This is a genomic window from Streptomyces sp. NPDC085931 (genome assembly GCF_044540565.1).
Lineage (GTDB): Bacteria > Actinomycetota > Actinomycetes > Streptomycetales > Streptomycetaceae > Streptomyces.
In genome coordinates, this window is the sequence record NZ_JBITSK010000002.1 from 35,959 (window position 1) to 62,264 (window position 26,306).

Sequence of the window (26,306 nt, forward strand, 5' to 3'; positions counted from 1 at the left end):
GGCGGCCGTACCATCCCTACTGGTACGGCCGCCGACACGTGTGCCCGAGGCGGAAGCCCGCCGCCCCGGGCCCGCCGCCTACTGCTCCAGTTCGCGGCTGATGAAGTCGAACAACTCGTCGTCGCTCGCCTCCTCCAGAAGGTCGCTGAGCGAGGCACCGCCCGCGTCCGTCTCGTCGGCCGGCACGCCCTCGACCTCCGCGAGCAGCGCCCGCAGCCGGGTACCCAGCAACGTGCGCGCGTCCCGGTCCGGATCCGCCTGCAGGATGCGCGCGATGCCGGTCTCCAGATCGGCCAGCAGGCCCGTCACCGTCCCGCCCCCACCGGTCAGTTCGCCGTCCAGGTGGCGGGCGAGGGCGGCGGGGGTGGGATGGTCGAAGACGAGCGTCGAGGGCAGTCGCAGTCCCGTGTCCCTCGTGAGCCGGTCACGCAGCTCGACGGCCGTCAGCGAGTCGAATCCCATGTCGCGGAAGGCCCGGTCCGCGGGCACGGCGCCCGGGTCGGCGTGCCCGAGCGCCACGGCCGCGACCTGCCGCACATGGAGCAGGAGGGCGGCCGGCCGGTCCGCGTCCGGCAGCGACATCACCCGTTCCACCAGTGCGGGCCGGACTCCGCCGCCGCCGTGCTGCTCGGGAGTGCCTCTCCGGTCCGTCACGGCCTCCGCTTGGGGAAGGGTGGTCAGCAACGGGCTGGGCCGGCGGCTGGTGAACGCGGGAACGAACCGTTCCCACTCCACGTCCGCCACGACCACCGTGCCGTCCGCCACCTCCATCGCACGCCCCAGTCCCACGAGGGCACGGGCCGGCTCCATCACCCGCAACCCCCGACGCCGCAGTTCCACCGCCGCCGCGCTCGACACCATTCCCCCGCCCGACCAGGGGCCCCACGCCACCGAGGTTCCCACCTCGCCCCGCCCGCGACGTGCCCGCACGACCGCGTCGGCGCACGCGTTGGCAGCCGCATAGGCGCCCTGACCGCCACTCCCCCACACACCGGCGATCGACGAGAACACCACGAACACCTCCAGAGCCCACCCCCGCGTCAGCTCATCCAGGTGCACCGCCCCCAGAGCCTTGGCCCGCAGCACGTGCTCCAGGCGTTTCGGCGTCATCGCGTCGATGAGGTCGTCGTCCAGGACGCCCGCCACGTGGGCGATGCCGTCGACCCGGTGGGCGGTGAGCAGGTCGGCCACCTCGGCGCGCTCGGCGACATCGCACGCCACGACGTCGACGCGCTGCGCTCCGGCCGCACGCAGCCGCGCCACGAGATCGGCGGCGCCGGGCGAGGCGGACCCGCCGCGGCTCGTCAGGACGAGTTCCCGGGTGCCGTGTTCGGCGAACCACTGGGCGACCCGGCCGCCGAGCGCACCGGTGCCGCCCGTGACCAGCATCCGGGCCGGAGCCGTCCAGTCGCCGGCCGGCACGGTGCCGCCGGGCGGGGCCGGGCGCAGGCGTCGCGCGTACACCGCGGTGCCACGCAAGGACACCTGGTCCTCGTCGGCACGCGCCAGAACGGAGGCCAGGCGAGTGAGTTCTGTTCGGCTCGCCCGGGGCGACACGTCGATCAGCCCGCCCCACCGGTCGGGATGCTCCAGCGCGGCCACCCGCCCCAGACCCCACACAGCGGCCTGCGCCGGGTCCTCGGGCGCGTCGCCCGGCCCGGGGCCGGTGTGCGTGACCACCCACAGCGGCGCGGTCACGGAGGCGTCACCGAGCGCCTGGATCAGCGCCATGGTGTCCGCCACGGCGGCGACCACGCCGGAAGCGCCGTCGTCGGCACCGGACGCGGCACCCGTCAGGCAGGAGAGCACGCCGGCCGGCGCCTCCCCCTCGACGACCGAACCGAGCAGACGGGTCAGCCCCTCACGGTCCCGGACCCCGCAGTCCACGCGCTCCAGCCCCGGTACGAACTCCTCGAGCCCTTCGAGGGGCACGGCGTCGCCAGACGGCTGCAGCAGCAGCCAGCGTCCCCGCACAGGCCCGGCCGCTCCCGCGTCGACCGGCTCCCAGTCGACGCGGTACCGCCAGTGGTCGACCTCCTCGCGTACGGCATGCTCGCGCCGCAGAGAGGCCAGGGCGGGCAGCACGGTCTCCAGAGCGTCTTCCGGAACCCCGAGACGGCCGGCCAGGTCCTGGGGACTCTCGTGCTCGACGATCGACCAGAAGGCCCCGTCCGTGGAGGGCGCCCGGGAGGACACCTGGGAGGCCGACGCGGCGGACACGCGCGAGGCGGCGGGCGCGTCGGCAGCGGGCCAGTACCGGGTGCGCTGGAAGGGGTACGTGGGAAGGTCCACGTGGGCCTGCGTACGAATGACCGGCAACGCCGTCCAGTCGACGCTGCCACCGCTCGAGTGGAAGACGGCCAGTCCGCGCAACAGGGCGAGTTCTTCGGCCGCGTCGCGGCGCATCAACGGCACGCAGACCGGGTCGGTGGCGTCACCGAGGACGGTGCGGGTGAGGGCGGTCAGGGTGGCGTCGGGGCCGATCTCGACGAACCGGGTGACGCCTTCCGCCGCGAGGGCGGCGACGCCGTCGGCGAACCGGACGGCCTCACGGACGTGCCGGACCCAGTACTCGGCGGTCGTCAACTCCCCTTCGGCCGCGAGCTGTCCGGTGACATTGGAGACGACCGGGAGGGCGGGGGTGGTGTAGGTGATGCCTTCGGCGACCTCACGGAACTCCGCCAGCATCGGTTCCATCAGCGGCGAGTGGAAGGCGTGGGAGACGCGCAGGCGGGTGGTGCGGCGGCCCTGTCCGGCCAGCTCGTCGGCGACTTCGGAGACGGCCGCCTCGTCACCCGCGATCACCACGGCGCGCGGGCCGTTGACCGCCGCCACCGACACCTCACGCCCGGCCAGCAGCGGCAGCACCTCCTCCTCGGCGGCCTCCACCGCCACCATCGCCCCACCCGACGGCAGCGCCTGCATCAGCCGGCCCCTGGCTGCCACCAGCGTGCAGGCGTCCTCCAGGGACAGCACCCCGGCCACGTGAGCGGCCGCGATCTCACCGATGGAGTGCCCGCCGACGAACTCCGGGCGCACACCCCAGGACTCCAGCAGCCGGAACAACGCCACCTCGACGGCGAACAGGGCGGGTTGCGTCCACTCCGTACGTGCCAGGCGCTCCGCGTCGTCGCCGAAGACGATGTCCTTCAGCTCCGCGCCGACGTGCGCGCACACCGCGTCGAAGGCGTCTGCGAACACCGGGAACGCCTCGTACAGTTCACGCCCCATACCGGCGCGCTGCGCACCCTGGCCCGAGAACAGGAACGCCGTGCGACCGTGGCGGGTCTCGCCGGTGACCGTGTGTGCGCCCGGCTCGCCGCCCAGGTGCAGGGCGCGTAGATCGCGGACGAACGTGTCCCGGTCAGCGGCGATCACCACGGCACGGTGCTGGAACGACGACCGGGCGCTCGCGAGCGCCCCCGCGAAGTCCGCCAGACCGGGCGCGGGCAGCTCCTCCACAGCAGCGAGGAGTCGGCCGGCCTGGGCACGCAGAGCCGCCTCGCTCCGGCCGCTGACGAGCCAGGGCACCAACACGCCATCGGCGTCGGGATGGAACTTCGTCTCCGCCGGAGGCGCTTGTTCGAGGATGACGTGGGCGTTGGTGCCGCTGAGCCCGAACGAGGAGACTCCCGCCCGACGGGGCCGGTCCACCGACGGCCACTCCTGGCGCTCGGTGACCAGTCGCACGGCGCCCGCCGACCAGTCCACCCGCGAGGACGGCTCGTCCACGTGCAGGGTCGCCGGCAGCACACCACGCCGCAACGCCTCCACCATCTTGATCACACCGGCCACGCCGGCGGCCGCCTGCGTATGACCCAGGTTCGACTTCACCGACCCCAGGAACAGGGGGACTTCGCGGTCCTGTCCGTAGGTGGCCAGCAGTGCCTGCGCCTCGATCGGGTCACCCAACCGCGTACCCGTCCCGTGCGCCTCGACCGCGTCCACCTCCGCCGCCGACACCCCGGCATCCGCCAGAGCCGCGCGGATCACCCGCTGCTGCGACGGACCGTTCGGCGCCGTCAACCCGTTCGACGCACCATCCTGATTCACCGCCGAACCGCGCACCACCGCCAGCACCCGATGACCCTGCTTCTGCGCATCGGACAGCCGCTCCACCAGCAGTACCCCGACACCTTCACCCCAGCCGGTACCGTCCGCACCCTCCGCGAACGCCTTGCACCGGCCATCACCCGCCAGACCACCCTGACGACTGAACTCCACGAAAGCACCCGGCGTCGACATCACCGTCACACCACCGGCCAGCGCCAGATCACACTCCCCCGACCGCAACGACCGCACCGCCATGTGCAGCGCGACGAGCGAGGAAGAACACGCCGTGTCCACCGTGACCGCCGGACCCTCAAGGCCCAGGACGTAGGCCAGACGACCGGACATCACGCTCGCCGCGTTGCCCGTGCCGACATACCCGCCGAAGTCACCCTCCGCCACACCCAACAAGGCCGGATAATCCTGCCCGTTGGTACCCGTGAACACACCCACCTGCCGACCACGCAGCGACCTCGGGTCGATCCCCGCCCGCTCCACCGCCTCCCACGACGACTCCAGCAACAACCGCTGCTGCGGATCCATCGCCAACGCCTCACGCGGCGAGATACCGAAGAACTCCGCGTCGAACCCGGCGACATCGTCCAGGAAACCGCCCAGGCGCACGTAGTCCGCGTCCGCCGTGCCGTCCCCTGAACGTGCGTAGTGTTCGTAGAGCGCGTCCAGGCCGGTCCAGCCACGGTCGGCGGGGAAGTCGGTGATGCCGTCGCGCCCTTCCTCCAGCAGCGCCCACAGGCTCTCCGGAGAGTCGACGCCGCCCGGGAAACGGCAGGCCATCCCGACGATCGCCACCGGCTCGTCGGTGACGGCGACCGTGGAAACGGTGGCCGTGACGGCGGTGTCGGTGTCCTCGCGCAGTGCGCCGTAGATGTGAGCGGCGAGGTCCTGCGGGGTCGGGTGGTCGAAGACGGCCGTGGCCGGCAGCGTGACTCCACAGCCCGCCGCCAGGACGTTGCGCAGTTCCACCGCGATCAGCGAGTCGACGCCGAGGTCGCGGAACGCCCGATCGGGGCCCACCTGTTCCGTCCCGGCGTGGCCGAGGACGGCCGCCGCACGCTCGCGCACCTCGTCCAGGACCAGACGTTGTCCGGCCTCGCGGGGCAGGGAGTTGACGCGCAGGCGCAGGTCGTCCGTGGTCCCTCCGGCGTCGCGGGCGGCGGCCCGGCCCGGGGAGGCGGTCGGCACCGGACTCAGCGGGGTGAGAAGTGCGCTGGGCCGCGAGGTGGTGAACGCGGGCACGAAGCGGCTCCAGTCGGCCGCGACGACGAGCCGGGTGACGGCTCCGGCGTCGACCAGCGCTCCCAGCGCCGACAGGGCGGTCTCGGGAGGGAGCGGGGTCACTGCCCCCTGTCCGCGGCGTCGGCCGCCGGCGACTGCGGCCATGCCGGCGCCCGCCCAGGGGCCCCACGCGATGGACGTCGCGGGCAGGCCCTCGGCGCGGCGCCGCTCGGCCAGCGCGTCCAGCACCGCGTTGGCGGCCGCGTACGCGCCCTGCCCCGGGCTGCCGATCGTTCCGGCCAGGGAGGAGAACAGGACGAACGCGGTGAGGTCGGTGCCGGTGGTCAGTTCGTCCAGCAGCAGCGCTCCGTCGGCCTTCGGTCCCATCACGCGCCGCACCTGGTCGGCGTCCGTGGTGAGGACCGTCCCGTCCTCCAGGTCCCCGGCCGCGTGGAACACCGCGTCGACGGAGTACTCCGCGAGGAGGGCGACCAGTTGCTCGCGGACGGAGAGGTCCACGGCCGCGATGGTCACGCGAGCGCCCGACTGCTCCAGTTCGGCACGGAGTTCCGCGGCGCCGGGAGCCTGTTCGCCCCGGCGGCTGACCAGGAGGAGGCGGCGGGCACCCCGCTGGACGGCCCAGCGTGCCACCTGAGCGCCCAGGGCGCCGGTGCCGCCGGTGATGAGCACGGCGCCCTCACCCGGTGTCCAGCCGGCGTCGGCGACGGAAGCCATGCGCGCTGCGAGCGGCGCGGAGGGCTTCACCCGGCGTCCGAACATGCCGTGGGAACGCAGCGCGACCTGGTCCTCGCCCGGCTTCAGGCGCATCAGCGCCGACGCCAGTCGGGTCCATACCCGGTGATCCGTCCGCGCGGGAAGGTCGATCAGGCCGCCCCAGAGGTCCGGGTGCTCCAGGGCGACGACCCGGCCGAGTCCCCAGACCGCACTGTGGGACAGGCGGGTGATGTGGTCCGGGCCGCCGACGGCGACGGCGCCCTGAGTGATCGCCCACAGCCTCGCGCCGGGAACCTCCCGGGCCAGCGCCTGCACGGCGGTGAGCGTTGCGACGACGGCGTCCGTCGACGTGGAGAAGCCCAGCAGGGAGAGGATGCCGTGCGGGGCTTGGGCCCCTTGCGGGACTCCCGCCGTGTCCGTCTCCGTGTCCGTCGCAGTGGCGGTGGGGGTGGCGGTGAGGACGGCTGCGGCGCAGGCTTCCGGATCCGCGGCGTCGACCTGACAGATCCGTATCGCCAGTCCCTGGGCGCGCAGTCCCTCCGCGAGTTCGTCCGCCAACGCCCGCACCGAGGGGTCCGGGTCCTTGGGCGCGAGGACCGTCCAGCGGTCCACGCGGGAGGCTGCAGCTGCGGCGACGGGCACCATGTCGTCGCCTGTCAGAGGGCGCCAGGAGACCTCATGGCACAGGGCGTCCAGTTCCGCCTGGTCCTGCCGGCGCCGGTACCAGTCGGACAGCGCGGGGACCACCGCGTCGAGTGCCTCCGGCGCGAGGTCGAGATCCGCGGCGAGGCCGGTGACGTCCTGCCGTTCGACGGCGGACCAGAAGGCAGCGTCGACGACTGCGGAGGCGCGGGCGGGGCCTGTCGGAGCGTCCTTGGCCGAGTCCTTCGGCCCCAGCCAGTAGCGGCTGCGCTGGAAGGGATAGGTGGGCAGCTCCATTTCGGGTGTCCCGTCGCGGTCGCCCAGCACGCCGGGCCAGTCGACCTCACCGCCGTCGACGTGGAGGCGTGCGGCCGCCCGAAGAACGGCGACGCGCTCCGAGTCGTCCTTACGCAGAACGGACACGAACAGTGAGTCGTGCGCGTCGGGCAGGCAGTTCTGGGCGAGTGCGGTGAGAGTGCTGTCCGGGCCGATCTCCAGGAACCGGGTGACGCCTTCCGCCGCCAGGGCGGCGACGCCATCGGCGAACCGGACGGCCTCACGGACGTGCCGGACCCAGTAGTCGGCCGTCAACTCCCCCTCGGCCGCGAGCTGTCCGGTGACATTGGAGACGATCGGGAGGGCGGGGGTGGTGTAGGTGATGCTTTCGGCGACCTCACGGAACTCCGCCAGCATCGGTTCCATCAGGGGTGAGTGGAAGGCGTGGGAGACGCGCAGACGGGTGGTGCGGCGGCCCTGCCCGGCCAGCTCGGCGGCGACCTCGGACACAGCCGCCTCGTCGCCCGCGATCACCACGGCACGGGGGCCGTTGACGGCCGCCACCGACACCTCACGCCCGGCCAGCAGCGGCAGCACCTCGTCCTCGGCGGCCTCCACCGCGATCATGGCGCCGCCCTCGGGCAGGGCCTGCATCAGCCGGCCCCGCGCGCTCACGAGCGTGCAGGCGTCCTCCAGGGACAGCACCCCGGCCACGTGAGCGGCCGCGATCTCACCGATGGAGTGCCCGCCCACGAAGTCCGGGCGCACGCCCCACGACTCCAGCAGCCGGAACAACGCCACCTCGACGGCGAACAGCGCGGGCTGCGTCCACTCCGTACGCGCCAGACGCTCCGCGTCGTCACCGAACACGATGTCCTTCAGCTCCGCGCCGACGTGCGCGCACACCGCGTCGAAGGCCTCCGCGAACACCGGGAACGCCTCGTACAGTTCACGCCCCATACCCGCGCGCTGCGCACCCTGACCCGAGAACAGGAACGCCTGTCGTGCCTCGCCCCGGTCCCGGCCGATCACGACGTCGTACGGCGTGGTCCCGGAGCCGAGTTCGGCCAGCGCGTCGACGAGACGCGGGGGCCCGCCGACGACGACAGCCCGGTGCTCGAAGTGGGTGCGGGTCGTCGCGAGGGCGAGTCCGGTGAGGGCCGCCGGTGTTTCCGGGTGCTGATCGGCGAAGGCGCGGAGGTTGCGAGCCTGGGCGCGCAGTGCCTCCTCGCTGCGGCCGGAGAGCAGCCAGACGGTCGGCTCGCCGCCCGTCACGGAGGCGGGCGGCTCGGTGACCGCGGGCACGGGACCCTGTTCCAGGATGACGTGAGCGTTGGTGCCGCTGACGCCGAACGCCGAGACGGCGGCGCGTCGGGGACGGCTGCCGGTGTCGGGCCATGAGCGCCGCTCGGTCAGGAGCCGTACTTCGCCCGCCGACCAGTCCACCCGCGAAGAGGGCTCGTCCACGTGCAGCGTCGCCGGCAGCACACCGCGCCGCAGCGCCTCCACCATCTTGATCACACCCGCCACACCGGCGGCCGCCTGCGTATGGCCAAGGTTGGACTTCACCGACCCCAGGAACAGGGGGACTTCGCGGTCTTGGCCGTAGGTGGCCAGCAGCGCCTGCGCCTCGATCGGGTCACCCAACCGCGTACCGGTGCCGTGTGCCTCGACCGCGTCCACCTCCGCCGCCGACACGCCCGCGTCCGCCAGTGCCGCGCGGATGACGCGCTGCTGCGACGGACCGTTCGGCGCCGTCAACCCGTTCGACGCACCGTCCTGGTTCACCGCCGAACCGCGCACCACCGCCAGCACTCGATGACCGTTCGCCTGCGCATCGGACAGCCGTTCAACGAGCAGTACCCCGACGCCTTCACCCCAGCCGGTGCCGTCCGCACCCTCTGCGAACGCCTTGCACCGGCCGTCACCCGCCAGACCACCCTGACGACTGAACTCGGTGAAGACGTCGGGTGTGGACATCACCGTCACACCGCCCGCGAGCGCGAGGTCGCACTCTCCCGACCGGAGCGACTGGACCGCCAGGTGCAGCGCCACCAGCGACGACGAGCACGCGGTGTCCACCGTGACGGCCGGTCCTTCCAGGCCCAGGACGTAGGACACCCGGCCCGACACCACGCTGGCCGCGTTGCCGGTGAGCAGGTGCCCTTCGATCCCTTCGGGCAGTTCGTCACCTGTGTCGGCGCCGTAGTTCTGGTTGCTGCAGCCGATGAACACGCCGGTCCGGCTTCCGCGCACGGAGGCGGAGGTGAGGCCCGCCCGTTCGAGCGCCTCCCAGGACGCCTCCAGGACGAGCCGCTGCTGAGGGTCCATGGCCAGCGCTTCACGCGGAGAGATACCGAAGAACCCGGCGTCGAACTCGGTCGCCGTGGCGACGAACCCGCCCTGGTCCGTGGTGGACGGACTGGTGTGGTCCTCGGTGTCCCAGCCCCGGTCGGCGGGGAACGGGGAGATGGCGTCGACGCCGGCGTCGACCAGCCGCCACAGATCGTCCGGACCGGTGACGTCACCCGGGTAGCGGCAGGCCATGCCGACGATGGCTATCGGCTCCTTCGCCGTCCGAAGGAGTTCCTCGTTGTGCCGGCGAAGGCGCTCGTTCTCGAGCAGGGACGCGCGCAGCGCGGCGACGACGCGCTCTTCGGGGGTGGACATGCTCAGCTCCACTGGTGGGTGATCCGTACTCGGGCGGACGGGTGGCGAGGACAGCGGGCGGGGGGACACGGTGCCTCGGGCGGCGCAGCCTCAGGACGAGGTGTCGCCGAGGGCCAGCTGGACGAGGGCGTCGACGTCCATGGAGCCGATGCCGTTGTCGTCGGCAGCGGTAGCGCCGGCGTCGGTGGTCTGGGGCTGTGTGTCCGACGCTCGTTTCTCGCTCTCCGCCAGGGCGAGCACGGCCGTCAGCAGGCCGCTCTCCTGCCATGTGGCGTAGGGGATGGCGGCGAGGGCTTCGCGGAGACGGGTCTCGTCCCGCCCGGTGGCCGCGGGAAGCGGGCTGGTGGCCGACTGCGGCGCGAAGAGTTCGTCGTGGAGGTGATCGGCGAGGTGCCGAGGCGTCGGGTGGTCGAAGACGAGGGACGGGGGCAGTCGCAGGCCGGTTTCGGCGCTCAGTCCGTTCCGCAGTTCGACGGCGGTGAGGGAGTCGAATCCGACGTCCTTGAAGGGCCGGTCGACGTGCACCACACGATCGGCGGACCGGCCGAGCACCGCAGTCGCCCGCTCCTGGACGAGCTCGCGCAGGGCCCGGCGCCGTTCCTTCTCGGGCCGGTCGGCCAGGCGGCGTACCAGACGCTCGCGAGCGTCCTCGGCCGAGTTGGCCGTCGTGCTCGTCGCACTCCCCGTCGTACTCTCCGTCGTCCCTGCGCTGACGGCGGAGTCGCCGGTGTCGAGGGCGCGGACCGTGCTCAGCAGGCGGCTGGGCCGACGGCTGGTGAACGCGGGGACGAAGCGCTCCCATGCCACATCGGCCACCACGACCAGGCCGTCACCCGCCTCCAGCGCACGCCCCAGTCCCAGCAGTGCGTGCCGAGGCTCCATCACCTGCAACCCTCGACGCTTCAGCTCCACCGCACCCACACTCGACACCATTCCCCCGCCCGACCACGGGCCCCACGCCACCGACAGTCCCGTCTCGCCACGGCCACGACGCGCTTCCACCACGGCGTCGGCGCACGCGTTCGCCGCCGCGTACACGCTCTGCCCGCCGCTCCCCCACACGCCCGCGATCGACGAGAAGACGACGAACGCCTCCAGCCCCCATCCCCGCGTCAACTCGTCCAGGTACAGCGCACCGGCCGCCTTCGCCGACCACACGTCGGCCAGGTGAGCGTCGTCGACCTCGTCGATGGGCGTGGAGTCGGGTACGCCGGCGGCATGGAAAACGGCGTCGACGCGGTGTCGGGCCAGCAGCGCGGCGACGGAATCGCGGTCGGCCATGTCGCACCGCTCGACGTGCACCCGCTCCGCTCCGGCGGCGCGTATCTCCTCCACGAGCCGACCCGCGTCCGGGGAGTCGGGGCCGCGCCGGCCGGCGAGCACGATCTCGTGCGCGCCGCGCTCGGCGAGCCAGCGCGCCACGTGCCCGCCGAGGGCACCGGTGCCGCCGGTGACGAGCACCCGCCCCGGTGACTTCCAGCCGGTCACGGCGGGCAGGTGGGCCGGATGCTCACGGAGGCGACGCGCGAACATCCTGCCGGCCCGCAGGGCGAGCTGGTCCTCGCCCGAGCCGGTGAGCGCTGCCGCGAGCAGGCCGGCCGTGTCCGCGTCGGGCGTGGCCGGCAGGTCGACCAGTCCGCCCCAGCGATCGGGGTACTCCAGGGCAGCCACGCGCCCGAATCCCCAGACGGCGGCCCGTTCCGGGTTCACAGCGCCCTCCGTGGAATGCCCGACGGACACGGCACCCGTGGTGACGCACCACAGGGGTCCGGCCGTGCCGGCGTCGCCGAGCGCCTGGACGGCGGTGAGGGCCCAGGACAGCGAGTCGGGCAGGGCGACCACTCCGGCGAGGGAATCGCCGCGGGCCGCAGAGACCAGATCGCGTGCCAGAGAAGCACGGCCGGTGCCCTTCGGGACGGCGAGGGTGCGGCAACCGGGCAGTGCCTCGACGACGGTGTCGAGGCCGTCCGATCCGTCGGCCGGGTGGAGCACCAGCCATCGCCCCGTTCCCCTGGGCGCCGAGGGCGGCGCGACCGCCTCCCATTCGACGCGGTAGCGCCAGCCGTCCACCTGAGCGCGCAGGGCGCGCTCCCGCCGCCGAGCGGCGAGACCGGACACGATCTCCTCGACGACCTCCTCACCGATGCCGAGGGAGCGCGCCAGTTCGCGCGACTCCCCGGGAGCAACCGTCTCCCAGGAGTCGGCGTCGTCCGCGACCCCGGTGCCCTCGGCCAGCGGTGCCGTCCGTGCACGCTTCGTCTGCGGCCAGAACCGCTCGTGCCGGAAGGCGTAGGTCGGCAGTGCCACACCCTCCGTGGCCCGGGTGCCGATCATCGACGCCCAGTCGACCGCCATCCCGGTCGTGTGCCCGGCGGCCACACACTCCAGCACGGTGTCCACTTCGTCGCGGTGCTTGCGGAGGGTGGCAGCGATGAGCGCACCGTGCGCGTCGGGCAGGCAGTTCTGGGCGAGTGCGGTGAGGGTGCTGTCCGGGCCGATCTCCAGGAACCGGGTGACGCCTTCCGCCGCGAGGGCGGCGACGCCATCGGCGAACCGGACGGCCTCACGGACGTGCCGGACCCAGTAGTCGGCGGTCAACTCCCCTTCGGACGCGAGCTGTCCGGTGACGTTCGAGACGACCGGAAGGGTCGGAGTGGTGTAGGTGATGCCTTCGGCGACCTCACGGAACTCCGCCAGCATCGGCTCCATCAGCGGCGAGTGGAAGGCGTGAGAGACACGCAGGCGAGTCGTTCGGCGGCCCTGTCCGGCCAGCTCGGCGGCGACCTCGAACACAGCCGCCTCGTCGCCCGCGATCACCACGGCGCGGGGGCCGTTGACCGCCGCCACCGACACCTCACGCCCGGCCAGCAGCGGCAGCACCTCGTCCTCGGCGGCCTCCACCGCGATCATGGCGCCGCCCTCGGGCAAGGCCTGCATCAGCCGGCCCCTGGCTGCCACCAGCGTGCAGGCATCCTCCAAGGACAGCACCCCGGCCACATGCGCAGCAGCAATCTCACCGATTGAATGCCCACCCACATAGTCCGGGCGCACACCCCAGGACTCCAGCAGTCGGAACAGAGCCACCTCGACGGCAAACAGGGCGGGTTGCGTCCACTCCGTACGCGCCAGACGCTCCGCGTCGTCACCGAAGACGACGTCCTTCAGCTGCGCGCCGACGTGTGCGCACACCGCGTCGAAGGCCTCCGCGAACACCGGGAACGCCTCGTACAGTTCACGCCCCATACCCGGACGCTGCGCACCCTGACCCGAGAACAGGAACGCCGTGCGACCCTCGGCGACGGCACCCACGGTGACCTGAGGCGCGGTACGGCCTTCGGCGAGCGCGAGGAGTCCGGCCATGAGTTCCTCACGGTCACGACCTCGGATGACGGCGCGATTCGTGAAGGACGTCCGCTGCGTCGCCAGCGCGGCGGCCACGGCGTTGAGGTCGACGTCCGGGCTGGTCCGGGCGTACGCGTGCAGACGGACCGCCTGCGCACGGAGGGCGTCGCCGCCCTCGCCCGAGACGAGCCACGGAGTCATGGGCGGAGCGTCGAGTTCCGTCGGCCGAGTGGTCGTCTCCTGCGGGGCTTGTTCGAGGATGACGTGCGCGTTGGTGCCGCTGAAGCCGAAGGAGGAGACACCCGCCCTGCGGGGCCGGTCGACCGACGGCCATTCCTGGCGTTCCGTGACCAGTCGCACGGCGCCCGCTGACCAGTCCACCCGCGAGGACGGCTCGTCGACGTGCAGCGTCGCCGGCAGCACACCACGCCGCAACGCCTCCACCATCTTGATCACACCCGCCACACCGGCGGCCGCCTGCGTATGACCCAGGTTGGACTTCACCGACCCCACATACAAGGGGACTTCACGGTTCTGGCCGTAGGTGGCCAGCAGCGCCTGCGCCTCGATCGGGTCACCCAACCGCGTACCCGTCCCGTGCGCCTCAACCGCGTCCACCTCCGCCGCCGACACCCCCGCGTCCGCCAGAGCCGCGCGGATCACCCGCTGCTGCGACGGACCGTTCGGCGCCGTCAACCCGTTCGACGCACCGTCCTGATTCACCGCCGAACCACGCACCACCGCCAGCACTCGATGACCGTTCGCCTGCGCATCGGACAGCCGTTCAACGAGCAGTACCCCGACGCCTTCACCCCAGCCGGTTCCGTCCGCACCCTCCGCGAACGCCTTGCACCGGCCATCACCCGCCAGACCACCCTGACGGCTGAACTCCGCGAAGGCGGCCGGGGTGGACATCACCGTGACTCCGGCGACCAGGGCCATCGAGCACTCACCTGAGGTGAGGGAGCGCGCCGCCATGTGCAGGGCGACGAGCGAGGAGGAGCAGGCCGTGTCGACGGTGACCGCCGGTCCTTCCAGGCCCAGGACGTAAGCCAGACGTCCGGAGATGACACTGGCCGCGTTGCCCGTGCCGACATACCCGCCGAAGTCACCCTCCGCCACACCCAACAAAGCCGGATAGTCCTGCCCGTTGGTACCCGTGAACACACCGACCTCCCGACCGCGCAGCGACCTCGGATCGATCCCCGCCCGCTCCACCGCCTCCCACGACGACTCCAGCAACAACCGCTGCTGCGGATCCATCGCCAACGCCTCACGCGGCGAGATACCGAAGAACTCCGCGTCGAACCCGGCGACATCGTCCAGGAAACCGCCCAGGCGCACGTAGTCCGCGTCGGGACCGCCGGGAGTGGGCACCTCGGACCAGCCGCGGTCGGTGGGGAACTCACCGATGGTGTCCTCGGCCCGGAGGAGTACGTCCCAGAGCTGTTCGGGGCTCTCCACTCCGCCCGGGAAGCGGCACCCCATGCCCACGATGACGATCGGGTCGTCGGCCGGCGTGCCACTCGTGCCGTCCGGGGCCGCCGAGGCCGTGTGGACGTCCTGCTGTGCCGGCGGGGCGAGGGCGGTCAGCAGGTGGTCCGCGACCGCCCGGGGGGTGGGGCAGTCGAAGGCGAGGGTGGCCGGCAGGGGCAGGCCGGTCTCGCGGCTGAGGGTGTTGCGCAGTTCGAGGGAGGTCAGGGAGTCCAGTCCCAGTTGGGTGAAGGGCTGGTCGAGACCGACGGGTGTGCCCGGGGCGTGTCCCAGCACGAGGGACAGGGTGCTGCGCACGAGATCGGTCACCGCGTCGCGGCGCCTCGGCTCCGGCAGCCGCGCGAAGTCCTGAGCCGCAGGGGTCCCCTGCGCGGGTGCGACGGCCGTGCGCAGGGCCGGGCGGCCCGTCAGGGAGCGCAGCAGAGGCGGGAGCCGGTCGGCGGTGCGGCGCAGGGCGGACCGGTCCAGGCGCAGCGGGACGGGGGTGCCGCCGGTGTGGGCCAGGGCGCGGTCGAAGAGGGCCAGGGCGTCGTCGGTGGGCAGCGCCGTGATGCCGTGGCGGGCGGCCCTGTGGTGGGTGGCGCCGGTCAGCTCCCGGGTCATGGAGCTGTCGGCCTCCCACAGTCCCCAGGCGATGGACAGCACGGGGCGGCCCTCGGCGCGCAGGGCGGAGGCGAGGGCGTCGAGGAAACTGTTCGCGGCCACGTAGTTGCCCTGGCCGGGGCCCGCGAGGGTGGCAGCGGCCGAGGAGAACATCACGAACGCCGACAGCTCGTGGTCCCTGGTGAGGTCGCGCAGGTGGCACGCGGCATCGACCTTGGGGCGCAGCACGGTGGAGAGCCGGGCCGGGGTGAGGGACGTGACGACTCCGTCGTCGAGCACGCCGGCGGCGTGCACCACGGCACCGAGGGGGTGGTCGTCGGGGATCGCGCGGATGACGGCGGCGAGGGCGTCACGGTCGGCTGCGTCACAGCTCACCACGGTGGTACGGGCGCCGTGGGTGGCCAGTTCGGCGACCAGTTCGGTCGTTCCGGGGGCGTCCGTTCCACGGCGTGTCACGAGCAGGAGGTGCCTGACGCCGTGGCGGACGACGAGGTGGCGGGCCGTGGCCGCTCCGAGGGTGCCGGTGCCGCCGGTGACCAGGACGGTCCGGTCCGGGTCGAAGGCCGCGACGGGGGTCCGCGCGGTCGTGCCCGCCCGGGTGGTGTCCGCTCGGGTGGTGTCCGTCCCGGTGATGTCCGCTCGGGTGGTGTCCGTCCGGGTGGTGTCCGCTCGGGTGAGGGTGGGGGCGAGGAGGCGGCCGTCGCGGAGTGCGAGGTCCTCGTGGTCGAGGCGGGCGGCGAGTGCGAGGTCGTCGTCCGAGGGGGTGCCATCGGTGTCGAGGAGCAGGAAGCGGCCCGGGTTCTCGGACTGGGCCGACTTCACGAGTCCGCGGACCGCGGCGGCCGCCAGGTCGGTGACCGTGTCGTCGCCGGTCACGGCGACCGCGCGCCGGGTGACCAGGAGGAGCCGTGAGCGGGCCGCGCGGGGGTCGGTGAGCCAGCGCTGGAGCAGGGCCAGGGCGTGCGCGGTGGACGTGTGCGCGCCGGCCGCCGTGGCGGCGTCGGCGTCGGCGGAGTGCCAGGGGACGACGACCAGTTCGCCGTAGGGGGTGTCGGAGACGTCCGCGAGTATGTCGTCCGGGCCGGTGAGGAGGGTCGTCGAGGCGGGTTCCGGCAGGGAGGCGGGCCCGGCGGGGGTCCACGTGACGGTGTAGAGGTCTCCGGTGGGCTGCGGGGCGTCCGCCGGGAGGTCGTCCGGCTCGTGGGGTGTGACCGTGACCGCTCGCGCGGTCAGGACGGGGGCGCCCGCGCCGTCCAGCAGCCGGAGCGTGGCCCCGGTGCCGGAGTTCGGGGTGATGTGGACGCGGACCGAGGTGGCCGCGTGGGCGTGCAAGGTGAGGCCGGACCAGGTGAGCAGCCGGGGGGCGGGGTGTCCGAGCGCGGTGAGTGCGACGAGCGCGCCGTCCAGGAGGGCCGGGTGCACGGCGAACCGTGCGGCGTCCGCCTCCTGGCCCTCGTTCAGTGCGACGTCGGCGAAGATCTCGTCCGCCCGGCGCCACACGGCCTTGAGGGGGCGCGATGCCGGGTTCGGCGCGTCGGGGAGGTCGAGGGCGCCGTACAGCTCCTCGGGGTCGACCGGAACCGCGCCGGAAGGCGGCCAGGTGCCCTCCGTGAGAGCGGCGCTCACGGCCGGTTCCTCGTCCTGGGCACGGGTCAGTGTGCCGTGGGCGTGGCGCGTCCAGGGCCGCAGCTCGTCGGTCCGGTCGGCGTCGGGGTCGAAGGGCCGTGCGTAGAGGGCGAAGGTCCGTCGGTCCTCGCCGTCGCCCGCCTCGGTGACCGTCTGCACCTCGGTCTCACCGGTGGCCGGGAGCGGCAGCGGTACGTCGATGTGCAGTTCGGCGAGGTGGTGGGCGCCGAGGGCGCGTCCGGTGTGCAGGGCGAGGTCGGTGAGGACGGATCCGGGTACCGAGGTGCCGCCGCCGGCGGGGAGGTCGGCCAGCCACGGCTGGGCGCGCCGGGAGAGGCGTCCGGTCGCCATGACGGTGGCCGAGTCGGCGAGGTGGGTGCCGTGGGACAGCAGGGGGTGCTCGCCGCGGTGGCCGGTGTGGCCGATGACCGGGTCGAGCCAGTAGCGGTGCCGCTCGAAGGCGTAGGTGGGCAGGTCGACATGGGGCTGAGGGCCCGGGACGAGGGCGTTCCAGTCGACGGTCAGTCCCGTGGTGTGCAGGGACGCGAGGGCGGACACGGCCGTGTGCGCCTCGTCGCGGTCCTTGCGGCACATCGGCACGACCAGCGGTCCCTGCTCGTCCGGCAGGCAGGTGCGGGCCAGTGCGGTGAGGGTGGCGTCCGGACCGACCTCCAGGAAGCGGGTGACCCCCTCCGCCGCGGCGGTGGTGACACCGTCCGCGAAACGCACCGGCTGCCGGACGTGCCGCACCCAGTACTCGGCGTCCAGCTCACCGGCCGCCGCCACCCGGCCGGTCACGGTGGAGACGACCGGGATCGCGGCGGGCCGGTACGTGAGGCGCTCGGTGACCGCGCGGAACCCGGCCAGCATCGGTTCCATCAGGGGCGAGTGGAACGCGTGCGACACCCGCAGGCGGGACGTGCGCCGGCCCTGCGCCCGCAGCTCATCGGCGACCTCGGTCAAGGCCGCCTCGGTACCCGCGATCACCACGGCACGGGGGCCGTTGACCGCCGCCACCGACACCTGCCCGGCGCGCCCCTCCAGCAGTGCGAGGACCTCGTCCTCGGCGGCCTCGACAGCCACCATGGCGCCGCCCGGGGGCAGTTGCTGCATCAGCCGTCCACGTGCCACCACCAGCGTGCAGGCGTCCTCCAGGGACAGCACGCCCGCCACGTGAGCGGCCGCGATCTCGCCGACGGAGTGGCCGGCCACGAAGTCCGGCCGTACACCCCACGATTCGGCCAGCCGGAACAGTGCCACCTCGACCGCGAACAGCGCCGGCTGCGTCCACTCGGTGCGCTCCAGCACGTCGCCGTCCGCGCCGAGGACGACGTCCTTCAGCTCCGCGCCGACGTGTGCGCACACCGCGTCGAAGGCCTCCGCGAACACCGGGAACGCCGCGTACAGTTCGCGCCCCATACCCGCGCGCTGCGCGCCCTGGCCCGAGAACAGGAAGGCGACCTTGCCGCCGCGGTGTGCGGTGCCGGTCACCGTGTTCGCCGGGGACCCGCCGGCGCCGAGAGCGCGCAGACCGGCGAGGAGGGCGTCCCGGTCGGTGCCGAGGACGACGGCGCGGTGTTCGAAGAAGGTGCGTCGGGTGGCCAGGGTGTGGGCGACGGCCCGGTCGTCCGTGCCGGGGTGCGCCTCGATGTGGTCCAGGAGGGCGCGGGCCTGCCCCTGGAGGGACGCGGGGGTGCGCGCGCTGAGGATCCAGGGCAGTACCGGCGACGTGCGGGCGGCCGGCCGGGCCGTGTCCGCGGCGTCGCCCGGGGTGGCGGCCGGGTCGTCGTCCGGGGTGGCGGCCGGGGCCTCCTCCAGGATCACGTGGGCGTTGGTGCCGGAGACGCCGAACGCGGACACGCCCGTACGGCGCGGGCGTTCGGTGCGCGGCCAGGCGACGGGTTCGGTGAGCAGCCGTACATCGCCCTCGGTCCAGTCGACCTTGGTGGTGGGGGCGTCGACGTGCAGGGTGCGCGGCAGGCGTTCGTGGCGCAGGGCCTGGACCATCTTGATGACGCCGCCGACCCCGGCCGCGGCCTGGGTGTGGCCGATGTTCGACTTGAGGGAGCCCAGCCACAGGGGCCGCCCGTCGGGCCGTTCCTGGCCGTAGGTGGCGAGCAGGGCCTGCGCCTCGATGGGGTCGCCGAGGGTGGTGCCGGTGCCGTGCGCCTCGACGGCGTCGACGTCGGCCGGGGAGAGCCCGGCGGAGGCCAGTGCGGCGCGGATGACGCGCTGCTGTGCGGGGCCGTTGGGGGCGGTGAGGCCGCTGCTCGCCCCGTCCTGGTTGACGGCGGAGCCGCGGATGACGGCGAGGACCTGGTGGCCGTTGCGCTGGGCGTCGGAGAGGCGTTCGAGCAGGACCAGGCCCGCGCCCTCGCCCCAGCCGGTGCCGTCGGTCGCCTCGGCGAAGGACTTGCAGCGTCCGTCGGGCGAGAGTCCGCGCTGCCGGCTGAACTCCAGGAAGGTGACGGGGGTGGACATGACGGCGACGCCGCCGGCCACGGCGAGGTCGCATTCTCCGGCGCGCAGTGCCTGGACGGCCAGGTGCAGGGCGACCAGCGAGGAGGAGCAGGCGGTGTCGACGGTCAGGGCCGGGCCCTCGAAACCGAAGGTGTAGGAGATGCGGCCGGAGGCGATGCTGGCCGCGCTGCCGTTGCCGAGGTGGCCCTCGACCCCGGGGGGCGGCTCGGGGAAGCGGGTGGCGTAGTCGTTGTACATGACGCCCGCGAACACCCCGGTGGCGCTGCCGCGCAGGTCGGAGGGGCGCAGGCCGGCGCGTTCGAGGGCTTCCCAGGTCAGTTCGAGCAGCAGCCGCTGCTGCGGGTCGGTGGCGAGTGCCTCGCGGGGTGACATGCCGAAGAAGGCGGGGTCGAAGTCGGCGGCGTCGTGCAGGAATCCCCCTTCCCGCGTGTAGCAGGTCCCCGGGTGGGCGGGGTCGGGGTGGTAGAGGGCGTCCAGGTCCCAGCCCCGGTCGTCGGGGAAGCCGGAGACACCGTCCGTGCCGGTGTCGACGAGGCGCCACAGGTCCTCGGGGGTGCGGACGCCGCCCGGGTAGCGGCAGCTCATGGAGACGACGGCGATGGGTTCCGTTGCCCTGGCCTCGACCTGGCGCAGCCGTGCGCGGGTGCGCTGGAGGTCGGTGGAGACGCGGGTCAGGAAGTCGCGAAGCTTGTCCTCGCTCACGGATCGGTCTCCCTTCGGCGGCGGGCGCGGAGGCTCGCCGGTGGGGCACGGGCCATCGTGTCGGCCCCGGCACCTGGGTGCCGGGGCCGGGCGAGGGCGGGTCCGGCGGCCGGGGCCCTCGCGGCGGGCGGCCGTGGCGCTCCCGGTGCCCGGCCGTCCTCCAGGGCGATTATGGGGACGGCCGGGGACGGTTCCGGAGGTTCGGCCGGGGGCTCTAAGAGAACTTCTAGCGTTGCCGTGCCGTTCGCCGGGCGCGTGCGTGCCGTTCGGGTCCGGCGGCCACCCCTGCCCCGAGCCGCCCGGACCCCCGAGCCGCCCAAGCCCTGTGCCGCCCGTGCCTTGTGCCGCCGGTACCGTGTGCGGCCCGTGCCTTGTGCCGCCCGTTCCTTGTGCCGCCCGTGCCTTGTGCGGCGGGGCGTGCGGCGGGGGTGCCGCTCACAGGCGGGCGGTCATCTCCAGCGCTCCGTCCCGCAGCGCCGGCAGCAGGCCCAGTCGCGCGGAGCGGTCCAGCAGGGCGCGGACCGCGTGCAGGCCGTCCTGGCCGAGGTCGGCGGTGAACTCGTTGACGTAGAGGCCGATGTGCCGGTCGACGACGTCCGGTTCCATCTCCTGGGCGTGCCGCAGGACGTGGGCGCGGGAGGCGGCGGGTGTGCGGCGGGCGGCGCGCAGCGAGGCCCGTACGGTGTCGGCGATCCGGTGGAGCAGGGGCTCGCCGAGGGAGCGGCGGGCGACGATGGCGCCGAGGGGGATGGGCAGGCCCGTCAGCTTCTCCCATTCCTCGCCCATGTCGGCGACGCGGTGCAGACCGTGGCGCTCGTAGGTGAAGCGGGCCTCGTGGATGACCAGGCCGGCGTCGACGCGGCCGTCGCGTACGGCCGGCATGATCTCGTGGAACGGCAGGACGGTGATGTCGCCGACGCCGCCCGGTACGGCTTCGGCGGCCCACAGCCTGAACAGCAGGTAGGCGGTGGAGCTCGTGCTGGGGACGGCGATGCGGGCGCCGGCCAGCGCGGTGGGCTCGGCGGGTCCGGCGGACAGGACGAGGGGGCCGCACCCGTAGCCGAGGGCGCCGCCGCACGGCAGCAGGGCGTAGTCGTCCAGGACGTGGGGCAGTGCCCCGTAGGAGATCTTCAGCACGTCCAGTTCACCGCGTGCGGCCATCCCGTTGGTGACGTCGATGTCGGCGAAGGTGAGCCGCGCCTCGGGGGCTTCCGGGAGCAGCCCCTCGGTCCAGGCGTGGAAGACGAACGTGTCGTTGGGGCACGGCGAGTGCGCCAGGGTCAGCGGTGACGTCATGGGCGGTGGCTCCCTCGGTCTGCGGTCCGGCGGTCGGCCCGGAACGTGCCGTACGGCCGGGGGCGTGCCGGGCGACCCGGAACGTGCCGTACGGCCCGGGACGTGCCGGGCGGCCAGGGACATGCCGGGCGGCACGGGGCCGTCGTCCTCAGCAAAGCCGTTGCGGGTATGGGGTTTTCCCCAGACTGCCGTCCGCGAGGATGGGAGCGCCCCACCCGGAGCGGTGTCGATGCCCCCGTCGTCCGGCCGGGGCCCGTGGCACCCGGATCGTTGGCCGGCTCCGCGGGCTCCCGCCGGACGGCCTCGACGCGGCCGCCCGGATGGTGCGGCTCGGTCCGTCCCGCCCGCCCGTCCCTGGGCGGGACGGCCGGTCCACGGTCCGCGGGAGATCGTTCCGTTCCGGGGGGCCGACGAGCCACGTGCTGCGCGTGCTCGGACCCACTACGTGTGCCACGAGGCACTGACCGAGGAGGTTCCCGGCCATGGACGCTGGGCTCAAGCGCGAGCTGGAGGAGAAGGTCCACTCCGGTGAGCGGCTGTCCCGCGAGGACGGCATCGCGTTGTACGAGTCGGACGACCTGGCCTGGCTGGGCGGTCTGGCGCACGAGGTGCGCACGCGCAAGAACGGCGACGTCGTGCACTTCAACGTCAACCGCCACCTCAACATGACGAACGTGTGCACGGCCTCCTGCGCGTACTGCTCCTTCCAGCGCAAGCCGGGCGAGGCGGACGCGTACACGATGCGCATCGAGGAGGCCGTCCGGCTGGCGAAGGCGATGGAGAACGAGCACCTCTCCGAGCTGCACATCGTCAACGGGCTGCACCCGAACCTGCCGTGGCGCTACTACCCGCGCTCCCTGCGCGAGCTGAAGAAGGCGCTGCCCAACGTGGGCCTGAAGGCGTTCACGGCCACCGAGATCCACCACTTCGAGACGATCTCCGGGCTGTCCGCCTCCGAGATCCTGGACGAGCTGATCGACGCGGGCCTGGAGTCGCTGACCGGCGGCGGCGCGGAGATCTTCGACTGGGAGGTCCGCCAGCACATCGTCGACCACCGCACCCACTGGGAGGACTGGTCGCGGATCCACCGCCTGGCGCACGAGAAGGGCCTGAAGACCCCGTGCACCATGCTCTACGGCCACATCGAGGAGCCCCGCCACCGCGTGGACCACGTGCTGCGGCTGCGTGAACTGCAGGACGAGACCGGCGGCTTCCAGGTGTTCATCCCGCTGCGCTACCAGCACGACTTCGTCGACATGAAGGACGGCAAGGTCCGCAACCGCCTCCAGGCCCGCACCCGGATGGCGACCGGCGCGGAGGCCCTGAAGACCTTCGCGGTCTCCCGCCTGCTGTTCGACAACGTCCCGCACGTCAAGGTGTTCTGGGTGATGCACGGCCTGCAGACCGCGCAACTGGCCCTCCAGCACGGCGCGGACGACATGGACGGCTCCGTCGTCGAGTACAAGATCACCCACGACGCCGACAACTACGGCACCCCGAACAAGCTGACCCGTGAGGACCTCCTCGACCTGATCCGCGACGCCGGCTTCCGCCCGGTGGAGCGCAACACCCGCTACGAGATCATCCGCGAGTACGACGGCCCCGACCCGGCGCGCCGCGAGTCCCCGCAGCCCATGCGCGTGTGAACCGGCGGCCGCACTGTGACTTCCTCTCCCCCACGCCCGCAGACCCACGACGACTCCGCCAGGCAGGTGTGAATGTCCCCCCAGACGACGAACAACGAGGACCTGGAAGTCTGGATCGACCAGGACCTGTGCACCGGTGACGGCATCTGCGCCCAGTACGCGCCCGAGGTGTTCGAGCTGGACATCGACGGACTCGCCTACGTGAAGAGCGAGCAGGACGAACTGCTGCAGGAACCCGGCGCGACGACGAGGATCCCGCTGGAGGTGCTCTCCGACGTGGTCGACTCGGCCAAGGAGTGCCCCGGCGAGTGCATCCACGTCCGCCGCGTCGCCGACGGTGTCGAGATCCACGGACCCGACGCCGTGGACGCCTGACCGCCCCGACCCCCACCGGGCGGGACCGCCGCACCGGCCCCTGTGCCGGCCGGCGGGCCCCGCCCCCTCCGGACCGCACCCCGCGCACCACACGCTGCATCCCTGCCCTGCGGAGCGGGCACGTCGACACCCGGGAAGGACACCCCACATCCCATGAGCACCACCCTCTCCGCCGACCTGTGGATCCGCAGGTTCCGGCCCTCTCCCGACGCGGCCGGCCGTCTGGTGTGCTTTCCGCACGCCGGCGGGTCGGCCAGTTTCTACGTGCCCGTCGCCGCCGCGCTGAGCCCCAGGGTCGACGTCCTCGCGATCCAGTACCCCGGACGCCAGGACCGCCGGAACGAGCCGGGACCCGCCTCCGTCGCCGAACTCGCGGACGGGGTCGCGGCGGCGCTGGCCGGCTGGGACGACCGTCCGCTGACCTTCTTCGGGCACAGCATGGGAGCCCTGGTCGCCTTCGAGACGGCCCGGCGCATGGAACGGAACGGGGCCGGGCCGGTCCGGCTGTTCGCGTCGGGCCGCCGCGCCCCCTCCAGGACCCGCGACGAGCACGTGCACACGCTCGACGACGACGGTGTGGTCGCCGAACTGCGCGCCCTGGCCGGCACGGACGCCAAGGTCCTCCAGGACGAGGAACTGCTGCGCATGGTGCTGCCCGCCATCCGCAGCGACTACCGGGCCGTGGAGACCTACCGCTGCGAGCCCGGCGCCCGGCTGCGCTGCCCCGTCACCGTGCTGACCGGGGACGCGGATCCGCGCACCTCGCTGGAGGAGGCCCGCGCGTGGAGCGGGCACACCGAGGGCGACTGCGACGTGCGCGTCTTCTCCGGCGGGCACTTCTTCCTGTCGGAGCGGCCCGGCGAGGTCCTGGCCGTGCTGACCGAACACTTCGCCGCCGGCCGCACCACCGGACCGGCCTGACCTCCCGCGGCCGGCTCCCTCCGCCGCCCGTCCCCCTCGACCCGTTCCGGGAGTTGTGCACCATGACCGAGCAACTCGCCCCCGAGGCACCGGCGCCGGTGCCGATCCCGGTGCGCCGCCGCCGGCCCCGGGTGGGGCACATCCAGTTCCTCAACTGCCTGCCGCTGTTCTGGGGGCTGGCCCGCACCGGCACCCTCCTCGACATGGAGCTGCACACCGACACCCCGGACGGCCTCAACGACGCGCTGGCCGCGGGCGACCTGGACATCGGGCCGATCAGCCTGCTGGAGTTCCTGCGGCACGCGGACGACCTGGTGGCCCTGCCCGACATCGCGGTCGGCAGCGACGGCGACGTGATGTCCTGCCTGATCGTCAGCCAGGTGCCGCTGGAGGACCTCGACGGTCAGCGTGTCGCGCTGGGCTCGACCAGCCGCACCTCCGTGCGCCTGGCGCAGCTGCTGCTGGCCGAGCGCGTCGGGGTGCGTCCCGACTACTACGTCTGCCCGCCCGACCTGCGCACCATGATGTCCGAGGCAAAGGCCGCCGTGGTCATCGGTGACGCGGCCTTGCGCGCGGCCCTGCACGAGGCACCGAGGATGGGCTTGCGGGTGCACGACCTGGGCCGGATGTGGAAGGACTGGACGGGTCTGCCGTTCGTCTTCGCCGTCTTCGCGGCACGCCGCGACTTCCTGGACCGGGAGCCGGAGCTGGTGCACCGCGTCCACGCCGACCTGCTCGCCTCGCGCGACCTGTCGCTGGCCGAGGTGACCAAGGTGTGCGAACAGGCCGCCCAATGGGAGGAGTTCGACGCCGCGACGCTGGAGCGCTACTACACCACCGCTCTCGACTTCAGCCTCGGCCGGGCCCAGCTCGCCGGCATCGCCGAGTTCGCCCAGCGGGTCGGCGGAGACGACGCGGGCTTCCCGCCCGACGTCGTGGTCCGGCTGCTCGAACCCGCTGCTTCCTGATCACTTCCCCGACCACGCCACCGGAAAGGCCGGCACCGTGTCCCGACCTCCACACCATTCCCTCCAGTCCGTCCTCGACCGTGCTGCCGCCGGTGGGCGGATCACCCCCGAAGAGGCCCTCGACCTCTACCGCGACGCCCCGCTGCACGCCCTGGGCGCCGCCGCCGACGCGGTGCGCCGCCGCCGGTACGCAGGCACCGAGCACATCGCGACGTACATCATCGAGCGCAACATCAACTACACGAACGTCTGCGTCACGGCGTGCCGGTTCTGCGCCTTCTACGCCGCGCCGAAGGACACCGCCAAGGGCTGGACCCGCGACCTCGACGACATCCTGCGCCGCTGCGCGGAGACGGTCGAGCTGGGCGGCACCCAGATCATGTTCCAGGGCGGCCACCACCCGGACTACGGCGTCGAGTACTACGAGAAGCACTTCGCCGCCATCAAGAAGGAGTTCCCGCAGCTCGTCATCCACAGCCTGGGCGCCTCCGAGGTCGAGCACATGGCGCGGATCTCCAAGGTCAGCGTGGAGGAGGCCATCCAGCGCATCCACGCCGCCGGCCTCGACTCCTTCGCCGGTGCCGGCGCCGAGCTGCTGCCCGAGCGGCCCCGCAAGGCCATCGCCCCGCTGAAGGAGTCCGGCGAGCGCTGGCTGGAGATCATGGAGATCGCGCACAACCTGGGCGTGGAGTCGACGTCCACGATGCTGATGGGCACCGGTGAGACCAACGCCGAGCGCATCGAGCACCTGCGCATGATCCGTGACGTCCAGGACCGCACGGGCGGCTTCCGCGCGTTCATCCCGTACACCTACCAGCCCGAGAACAACCACCTGAAGGGCCGTACCCAGGCCACCCTGTTCGAGTATCTGCGGATGATCGCCGTCGCCCGGCTGTTCCTCGACAACGTGCCGCACATCCAGGGCTCCTGGCTGACCACCGGCAAGGAGGTCGGCCAGCTCTCCCTGCACTACGGCGCCGACGACCTCGGCTCGGTCATGCTCGAGGAGAACGTCGTGTCCTCCGCGGGCGCCAGGCACCGTTCCAACCTGATGGAGCTGATCAACCTGATCCGCGCCGCGGGACGGGTGCCGGCGCAGCGCTCCACGACCTACGAGCACCTCGTGGTGCACGACGACCCGGCGAACGACCCCGTCGACGACCGCGTCGTCTCGCACGTGTCCTCCACGGCCATCGAGGGCGGGACCGCACACCCGGAACTGAAGCTGATCGCCGCCACCTGA

Annotated in this window: 7 protein-coding genes and 1 pseudogene; 5 read left to right on the forward strand and 3 right to left on the reverse strand. The window is 73.0% G+C overall.

The features are described 5' to 3' along the window. Positions 1 to 78: 78 nt before the first annotated feature. The 3 genes and pseudogenes from ACIGAN_RS03610 to ACIGAN_RS03620 form a co-directional block, all read right to left on the reverse strand. Positions 79 to 9,609 carry a type I polyketide synthase gene (locus ACIGAN_RS03610; protein WP_399854654.1) on the reverse strand — a complete coding sequence of 3,177 codons (9,531 nt, stop codon included), beginning with the start codon at positions 9,607 to 9,609 and terminating at the stop codon, positions 79 to 81. Between the two features lie 90 nt (positions 9,610 to 9,699). Further along, positions 9,700 to 19,857: pseudogene (locus ACIGAN_RS03615) on the reverse strand (type I polyketide synthase); the annotation flags it as partial. A 435-nt stretch (positions 19,858 to 20,292) separates the two neighbouring features. Then, positions 20,293 to 21,153 carry a 1,4-dihydroxy-6-naphthoate synthase gene (locus ACIGAN_RS03620; RefSeq protein WP_399854655.1) on the reverse strand — a complete coding sequence of 287 codons (861 nt, stop codon included), beginning with the start codon at positions 21,151 to 21,153 and terminating at the stop codon, positions 20,293 to 20,295. 482 nt (positions 21,154 to 21,635) lie between these two features. Here ACIGAN_RS03620 and mqnE point away from each other — a divergent pair, with 482 nt between their 5' ends. From mqnE to mqnC, 5 genes are all read left to right on the forward strand, one after another. Continuing rightward, on the forward strand, positions 21,636 to 22,799 hold the full coding sequence (gene mqnE / locus ACIGAN_RS03625; RefSeq protein ID WP_351366600.1) for an aminofutalosine synthase MqnE: 1,164 nt from the start codon (positions 21,636 to 21,638) through the stop codon (positions 22,797 to 22,799). Between the two features lie 72 nt (positions 22,800 to 22,871). After that, entirely contained in the window at positions 22,872 to 23,174 is a 303-nt protein-coding gene (locus ACIGAN_RS03630; RefSeq protein ID WP_351366603.1) for a ferredoxin, read from the forward strand. 153 nt (positions 23,175 to 23,327) lie between these two features. After that, on the forward strand, positions 23,328 to 24,095 hold the full coding sequence (locus tag ACIGAN_RS03635) for a thioesterase II family protein (RefSeq protein ID WP_399854656.1): 768 nt from the start codon (positions 23,328 to 23,330) through the stop codon (positions 24,093 to 24,095). 62 nt (positions 24,096 to 24,157) lie between these two features. Further along, a complete protein-coding gene (locus ACIGAN_RS03640; protein ID WP_399854657.1) occupies positions 24,158 to 25,063 on the forward strand; it encodes a menaquinone biosynthetic enzyme MqnA/MqnD family protein in 906 nt (301 codons plus the stop codon). A 37-nt stretch (positions 25,064 to 25,100) separates the two neighbouring features. Continuing rightward, a complete protein-coding gene (gene mqnC, locus ACIGAN_RS03645) occupies positions 25,101 to 26,306 on the forward strand; it encodes a cyclic dehypoxanthinyl futalosine synthase (protein ID WP_399854658.1) in 1,206 nt (401 codons plus the stop codon).

Excerpts from the sequence above, each read along its gene's own strand:
- ACIGAN_RS03610 (WP_399854654.1), bottom strand. The coding sequence starts at position 9,609 with ATGTCCACCCCCGAAGAGCGCGTCGTCGCCGCGCTGCGCGCGTCCCTG.
- ACIGAN_RS03620 (WP_399854655.1), bottom strand. The coding sequence starts at position 21,153 with ATGACGTCACCGCTGACCCTGGCGCACTCGCCGTGCCCCAACGACACG.
- mqnE (WP_351366600.1), top strand. The coding sequence starts at position 21,636 with ATGGACGCTGGGCTCAAGCGCGAGCTGGAGGAGAAGGTCCACTCCGGT.
- ACIGAN_RS03630 (WP_351366603.1), top strand. The coding sequence starts at position 22,872 with ATGTCCCCCCAGACGACGAACAACGAGGACCTGGAAGTCTGGATCGAC.
- ACIGAN_RS03635 (WP_399854656.1), top strand. The coding sequence starts at position 23,328 with ATGAGCACCACCCTCTCCGCCGACCTGTGGATCCGCAGGTTCCGGCCC.
- ACIGAN_RS03640 (WP_399854657.1), top strand. The coding sequence starts at position 24,158 with ATGACCGAGCAACTCGCCCCCGAGGCACCGGCGCCGGTGCCGATCCCG.